Genomic DNA, 7,395 nt, shown 5'->3' with positions numbered 1-7,395 from the left:
CGATACTTCCTTGGAAACCTTGCGTAGTTCCAAAGCTCATATTATTGTTAAAACTACCCGAAACTGAAGGCAATTTATCTCTTTTAGAAATTTCTAGATTTTTAGCCTGAATATCTGCATTGTATTGATTGCTAATAACTTGTAAATTATTTTTAACAGCATAATCTACACATTCTTGTAAACTCCATTTCTTCTGAGAAAACCCTAAAGAAAATGCTGATAGCAATAAGAGTGAAAATATTTTTTTCATAGGATGAAAAGTTTCTTAATTAGACGGTGAATGGTGGTCTTTGTTACACTAATTAAGAGAAATAATTTGCTTTTCCCACATAGACTTATAAGCAGAATCCTTAGAAAGTAAATCTCTATGAGTACCTTCTTCCATAATTTTCCCTTCTTTCATCACCAAAATTTTATCAGAATTGGCAATAGTGCTTAATCTGTGAGCGATCACAATCATTGTTTTTCCTTGCGCTTTTAATTCATTTAAAGTTTTCTGAATAATTTGTTCTGCTTCAGTATCAAGAGAAGAAGTAGCTTCATCTAAAATTAATATTTCAGGATTTTTGTATAAAGCTCTTGCAATAGCAATTCTTTGTTTTTGTCCGCCAGAAAGTTGAGAGCCATTTTCGCCAAGATAGGTTTGAAAACCATTAGGCAATTTTTCTATAAATTCTAGAATTCCTAAATTTTTGGTAATATCTATAATTCTTTGAATATCAGGAATGTCTTCACCCAGAGCAATATTTTCAATAACATTACCAGAAAATAAATCAATTTGTTGAGGAACTACCGAAACTAAATTTCTCAAAGAATAATTTGAAATATAATTAATATCATAATCTCCAATCATTATTTTACCATTTTTTAATGGATAAAGATTTTGGATTAAAGAAGCCAATGTAGTTTTACCACTCCCACTTTCACCTACTATAGCGGTAGTTTTGCCTTTTTCTATTTCACAATTAAATCCTTCAAAAACATCAACTCTACTTCCATAGCTGAAAAACACATCTTTAAACTGTATATTTCCTATACTTTCTGCTGTAAGTTCAATCTTTTCTGTGGTTTCTTCCCTTTCTAAATCCATTATTTCAAAAAGTCTGTCGGCAGCAATCAGTGCATTTTGTATGGTTTTATTCATTCCAATCAATTGAGAAACCGGACCAGTGAAATAACCAATCAAGGCATAGAAAGAAAGCAATTCTCCTGGTGTAATTTCTCTATCAATTACATATCCTGCACCTGCCCAAAGTAAAACAATAGTAAAAATTCTAGATAAAAATTCAGAAGAATTTCCAGAGAACAAGGCATTAATTACAGACTTGTAAATCGTCTTTAATAAATTTGAAAATCGATTATCGGTTTTGTTATTCGCAAAGGTTTCTACGCCAAACTGTTTGATGGTTCTAACGGAATTAAGAGATTCTACCAAATGACTTTCCAATTCTGCACTTTCTTCCATCAGTTTTCTTTCTACTTTTTTGTTGAGTTTATTCGTGATAAAATAAACCAACAGATAAAAAGGAATAACCAAAGCCGTAATTAATGCCAGTTTCCAATAGTAAGTAAACATTAGAGCAAACGAAAACAAGACAATGAAAATGTTTACAAAAATCTGAATAGAAACATCATTAATAAAAGTTCTAATTTTTACGGCATCATTTACTCTGGAGATAATTTCGCCGACTTTCATCGTGTCGAAAAAACGCTGAGGAAGTTTTAATAAATGCTTGTAATAACCCAAGATCAAATGCTTATCCATTTTCTGTCCTGTTTGCAAAACCAAAACAGATTTCATATAGCCAATGAAAATTTGGAAAAGAAGAATCACAATCATTGCTACAGAGAGCAAATTAAGCAACCTTCTATTTCCGTCAATCAAAACATAATCGGTAATTTTCTGAATATAAATTGAAGTAGATAAACCTAAAACAGTATAAACTACTGCACCAATAATTGCCTGTAACAAAATACTTTTATGAGGCTGCACCAAGTTCCAAAATCTACTGTAAATACTTGTACTTTCGTCTTTTTGCTCAAAATATTCATTTGGCTCTAGTAGGATAAGAACACCTGTCCAAATTTTTGAAAATTCTTCTATGGTGTATTCTTCTATTTTTCCAAAAGCAGGATCCATCACATAGATTTTTTCTTTGGAAACTTTATAGATAACTACAAAATGATGCAATTGCTCTTTTACGATGACGTGCGCAATAGCAGGAAGCGGAATTTCTGGTAAAGCATCTGCACCTCCTTTTACACCTTTGGCATTAAAACCAAGTGCCTCTAAACCTTGCACCATTCCTAGAACGTTAGTTCCTCTTTTATCTGTATGGCAGATTTGTCGGATTTTTGCAATAGGAATTTTAAGTCCGTAGTGTGCAGAAACAGATGCGAGACAAGCAGCTCCGCAGTCTTTTATATCATGTTGTTTTATTTGGGTTTCTTTTTTCATATCAGTAATGTCACGAAGTGACAAAATCATTAGCATAGGGTAGCNNTTTCCTTTTTCATTAAAACATAGGGCTTTGCCCTATGCTATTGATTTCGGTGCTCCGCACCTTGTTTACTTTAAGTTAGGATTGAACCAATCATCTACTCTATCGAAGAGTAATTGCCAAAGCGTTCTATCCAACAAATAAAATCTTGCAGTAAGAGTCATTCCTTTTCCTATTTGACCTTTATAGCCATTTTTGAGTTGCAGATAATTTTTATCCATTACACAACGTACTTTAAAATAGGCTTCTCCAGTTTGTTGGTTTACAGTAATGTTTTGGTCAATATCAACTACTTTCCCTTCCAGAAGCCCCCATTGGTTATAATTATAAGCATCTATCTGAAACTTTACTTTTTGGTTTTTCTTAATAAAGCCAATGTCTTTAGGAGAAACCATACATTCTGCCACCATATTTTCTTCTGGAGAAATTTCTCCAATAGATTGTCCTTGTACAATAAAATTACCTTTTTGTACCCCAGAATAATTTACCAATCTCCCAGAAATAGGAGCCGTAATAATGTAATTTTTTTGTTCTTGATTGATACGAGTAATCTCTGAACCTAGAGAACGGAGTTGTCTTTCTGTATCCCGTTTTTGAGCTTGCCATTGTGCCAATTGTTGCTCTCTTATACTTGATATTTGTGTTTTTAGGTTTTGATAGTTGTAAAAGACTTTATCATAATCTGCTCTAGGTATTACACCTTGGTTATAGAGTAATAATGCTCTATCATAATCTTTTTTGGCAAGAGCTAACTGAGATTGTACTTGTGCTATCTTTTCTTGCATAGCAGATACTTCTCTTATGTATTGCCCTGTTTGCAAGCCTGTAAAATTGCCATTAGACACTTTTTGTAAGTCTGAAAGCTGTGCTTGGTAATCAGCACTTTGGTTGGCTTGTAGATTTTTTTGCGTATCTAGTTGCTCTGCGGTTACTATTAGGAGTGTATCTCCCTTTTTTATATTTTGGTTATTCTTTTCTAATTTTGTTTCTATTACTCTACCGCTTACTACTGCCGTAAGTTGTGTATTCTCTTGTACAGAACGGATGGCGCCTCTTGAGGAGGAAGAGATAGGAATAAAAATGATTGGTAAGGAAAAAATGGAAATTATAAAAAAAATAATTAATAGTAAATATATATTTTTCATATTAAATTGACTAAGGCATTTATAGTGTTAATTATAATATGTAATAATAGCCCCCAAAAAAAACCTTGTTTCAATCTTAAATTAGTAATAAAATAGCCCATAATTATCTGAGGGACTATAAATAGTATGTATAGATAAAAATACTTAAATTCAATATTTTCAAGATTAAATATATGGGATACTCCAAATAGAAAAATTGAAATCCAATAGATTAATAAATTATTTTTATTTAAAAAGATTTGTAAAAATTTGTAAAAATAGGTTATTGTTATAATTGTTATAACTGATAAAATAAAGAAAATAATAAAACTTTTGTAATCTAGAGTAAATTGGATAAATGTTTCATTAAACAAATAAAATTCAAAAAACAATATAGAAATAATTATGTGAATTTTTTTAAAACTTAGGTATAACCTATAAATAATTTCTTCAATTAGTGGACCAACAAAGACAAATAATATAAAAGGGATTTCATGAATTTTAAGTAGATTTTGAGTTAAATCGTCTAACGTCCTATCTGTTCCAAATAATAGATTTATAAGATTAATAATAAGTTTACTTAATCCATTACTAATTATAATAAAAATAAAGATTAAAAATAAAGAGTAGAATACATTATATAAATTCTCTTTAGTTGTGTTTTTTGGAAATTCTTTATTATTAATAAGGGAATATTTATACATTTTTATAGAAATTATGAATGTTTAGAAGAAATATAAGCTTTTTAAATATTAAAAACCGAAAAAAAAATCTTTATGAAATATAAAAAAAATAAGAGGTTGTCCGAATTTTCAGACAGCCTCATTAATTAATTCAGATTCGTATTTTTAATTAGGAGCTTTTCCGTATCTAATCAATAAATAACCAGCAACTACAGCAGCGCCAACTTCTCTTACAAAACCTCCAATAGACTCACCTATTTTATAAGCAGTACCATCGTGACCTCCATTAATTAAGATTAATTCTTCATGATTTAATGTAATAATATTTTTCATAATAATAAATTTATAGAATTTTTTTACCAAATAATCCGTTAACAAAGCCTCTTGCTGCGTCTACAGTATTATGTAAATCTTTTAGTAACCCTTGCGAATTGATTGCATTTTCGGTGTAAGGTAATTCTCCTCCGTTGATGCTTTTAAGCTCAACTAAATTCAAATTTTTTAAATTTTTCATTTTTTAATGATTTTTAAAATTAGTAAATATTTTTGTTTCACTAAAAACTTTTTGCGCATTAGTTTTTGTTGAGACAAAGAAGAAAAGAAAATTTCAGAAAAACAATTCATAAAATGAATAATTTATTATATTTGTGAATAAATTATGCTAATTATGAATGACATCATTGCAAAAAACATTAAAAAATATAGAGAATTAAAGGGCTTCAGCCAAGAATATATGGCACACCAGCTCAACGTTAATCAATCTACTTACGCCAAAATGGAGAATAGTTCTACTAAGATTACCATTGATAAACTTTTCTCGGTTGCCAAATTATTAGAAACTGATGTTTCAGAAATATTAGATTTAAAAAATCAGACAATTTTTAATCAAACAGATAATGAAACTGCTAATGCTTTTGGCAAAGTAGAACATTATTACCAAGAAAACAAAGAGGTTTACCAAGAACTTCTAAAAGCCAAAGATGAACAAATAGCCTTGCTTAAAGAAATGCTAGACAAAAAATAAAAGATGTACTTATACTAGACAACTACCCAAAATTCACTTTTTTTTCAAATTTATAACATACATAAGATTACTTTTCCTCTAGCAGAAGCAATTAAGCCTTCAGTAAGTTTAGATGAGGTACAATTCTAATAGATTAAAGAAAATATAAAAGTAGTTTTGGTTTAGCGGAATCAATTAAACCTTCAGTAAATTTAGATGAAGTATAATTCTAATAGATTAAAGAAAATATAAAAGTAGTTTTGGTTTAGCGGAATCAATTAAACCTTCAGTAAATTTAGATGAAGTTTAATTTTATTTTGATAAGCGAAAAACAAAAACAAAAATTAATTATCTTTATCCTAATAACTTAAAAAACATTAACCCAATGAAAATTACATTACAAAAACTAAGCACCAAAGACTTAGCAACATTAGCACAACGTATCATTAACTCTTCTAAAAACGGTAATTACACGGTAGTAGAAAATCATGAACTCCTTATTGCTTTAGAAGAAGAATATACGCTTTATGATAAAGTATATGCTAAATTGGCTTTTAGTGGCAAAGGACAAACTGTAGCAGAGGCAGACCGCACAAGAGACCACCTTTTCTCTGGGATGAAAAAATTCTTGAAAGGTTATGAAGGTCTCCCCTCTTTAGATAATTACCAAATTGCTATGGATGTGCTTTCTATTTTTAAAACATACGGTCTAGAACTAGATAAACTGAGCTACTCTTCCGAAACAGCTCAAATGAGAAAACTAATTGAGGAGCTAGATAAGCCAGAGATATTAAGCAAAATAACTGAATTAAATTTAATAACCATTTTTAACCAATTAAAAACTGCCCAAACAGACTTTGAAGCCATCTATTCCGAACAGGCAGAAGCCAATGCAGATCTTAGACAATTACCATCTGCTAGTGCAATAAGAAAAAACCTAGAGGTAGCTATTAAGAATTATTTAAGCTTGCTGACCGCTATGAAAAACGTAGAAAACTGGAAACTTATCTTTGCCGACATCAATGAAATTGTAAAAGCAGCTAAAAACAGTACACTTACGATTAAAGACAATAATGTTTAAAAAATTCAGTTAAAAGGTGAAAATTTAAAATTTTCACCTTTTCTTTACCCAAAAAACAAATACGCCATTAAAATAGAAGTAACAATTCCCACTAAATCTGCCAANNGTAAAATCCCAGAAAGTCTCGCAGGAAAAGAATCTACGCCAAAAACATTCATCGTGTCTACCATCATTCCTCTTGCTCCTGAACCAGAAAGTGGTTTGATTAAAGCCGTTGGTAAACCGTCAACAAATCGGGTGTCTAAATTGGCTATTTGTGCAAAATATTTCATTCCGTCTATAATCACATCAAAAACACCAGAAGTTCTCAAAAGAGAAATCGCAATCAACATTCCTACCAAATACGGAATAATCTTTACGCAGACATTGAAACCTTCTTTTGCACCGTCTATAAACGCATCGAAAACATTGATTTTTTTGTAAACGGCTCCTGCGATAATTGCAAAGAAAATCAACAAAATCATTCCATTGCTGATGAGTTTACTCACATCATCTAATTCTTCTTTGCTCAATCTTACTAAAAACCAAACCAACAAGGCAATAAGTGCCGAAATTCCACCTACGAAAGCCAAAAGTGTAGGCTGAAAAAGATTTATTTTTTGTTTGATAGAAACAATAATCATCGCAGCCATGGTTGCACAGAAAGTCGCAATTAAAGTCGGCAAGAAAATATCAGTTGGCGTTGCAGAATTCATGGAAGCTCTAATCGCAATAATAGAAACCGGAATCAGCGTTAATCCACTTGCATGAAGACACAGAAACATAATTTGTGCATTAGAAGCTCTGTCTTTATCTGGATTTAAGGTTTGTAAACTTTCCATAGCTTTTAAACCAAAAGGCGTTGCAGCATTATCCAATCCTAATAAATTCGCTGCGAAATTAAGCGTCATGTGACCGAAAGAAGGATGATTTTTAGGAATTTCGGGGAATAATTTCGAGAAAAATGGTTGAATCATTCTCGAAAGGAAATTGATACCACCTGCTTTTTCGGCGATGCTCATAA

General features: G+C 30.8%; 8 protein-coding genes. 2 read left to right on the top strand and 6 right to left on the bottom strand.

Going from position 1 to position 7,395, the window contains the following annotated elements; all coding sequences use genetic code 11:
• The 5 genes from B4I81_RS07710 to B4I81_RS07690 form a co-directional block, all read right to left on the bottom strand.
• The coding region (locus B4I81_RS07710; protein WP_291109366.1) for a TolC family protein at positions 1 to 250 on the bottom strand (250 nt) is incomplete at its 3' end.
• Between the two features lie 48 nt (positions 251 to 298).
• Positions 299 to 2,458, bottom strand: a complete 2,160-nt coding sequence (locus B4I81_RS07705) for a peptidase domain-containing ABC transporter (RefSeq protein ID WP_291109364.1) — start codon at positions 2,456 to 2,458, stop codon at positions 299 to 301.
• 111 nt (positions 2,459 to 2,569) lie between these two features.
• Positions 2,570 to 3,646 (bottom strand): HlyD family secretion protein, encoded by a 1,077-nt coding sequence (locus tag B4I81_RS07700; RefSeq protein WP_291109362.1) that lies wholly within the window; start codon positions 3,644 to 3,646, stop codon positions 2,570 to 2,572.
• Positions 3,647 to 4,473: 827 nt separating this feature from the next.
• A complete protein-coding gene (locus B4I81_RS07695; protein WP_291109360.1) occupies positions 4,474 to 4,641 on the bottom strand; it encodes a hypothetical protein in 168 nt (55 codons plus the stop codon).
• Between the two features lie 10 nt (positions 4,642 to 4,651).
• Positions 4,652 to 4,822, bottom strand: a complete 171-nt coding sequence (locus B4I81_RS07690) for a hypothetical protein (RefSeq protein ID WP_291109358.1) — start codon at positions 4,820 to 4,822, stop codon at positions 4,652 to 4,654.
• A gap of 153 nt (positions 4,823 to 4,975) precedes the next feature.
• Here B4I81_RS07690 and B4I81_RS07685 point away from each other — a divergent pair, with 153 nt between their 5' ends.
• Both B4I81_RS07685 and B4I81_RS07680 read left to right on the top strand, forming a co-directional pair.
• Complete coding sequence (locus B4I81_RS07685) at positions 4,976 to 5,332, top strand: helix-turn-helix domain-containing protein (protein WP_291109355.1); 357 nt, start codon at positions 4,976 to 4,978, stop codon at positions 5,330 to 5,332.
• A 364-nt stretch (positions 5,333 to 5,696) separates the two neighbouring features.
• The gene (locus tag B4I81_RS07680) at positions 5,697 to 6,392 is read left to right on the top strand and encodes a DUF6261 family protein (protein ID WP_291109353.1); all 696 of its coding nucleotides are present in this window, start codon (positions 5,697 to 5,699) and stop codon (positions 6,390 to 6,392) included.
• A gap of 44 nt (positions 6,393 to 6,436) precedes the next feature.
• Here B4I81_RS07680 and B4I81_RS07675 read toward each other — a convergent pair.
• On the bottom strand, positions 6,437 to 7,395 hold a 959-nt coding region (locus B4I81_RS07675), incomplete at its 5' end, for a nucleoside recognition domain-containing protein (protein ID WP_291109351.1).

Origin of the sequence: Flavobacterium sp. UBA6195, from assembly GCF_002422095.1 — a bacterium.
Classification (GTDB): domain Bacteria; phylum Bacteroidota; class Bacteroidia; order Flavobacteriales; family Flavobacteriaceae; genus Flavobacterium.
The sequence above is the reverse complement of the archived record's forward strand: the minus strand, read 5'-3'. Positions and strand labels throughout refer to the sequence as shown.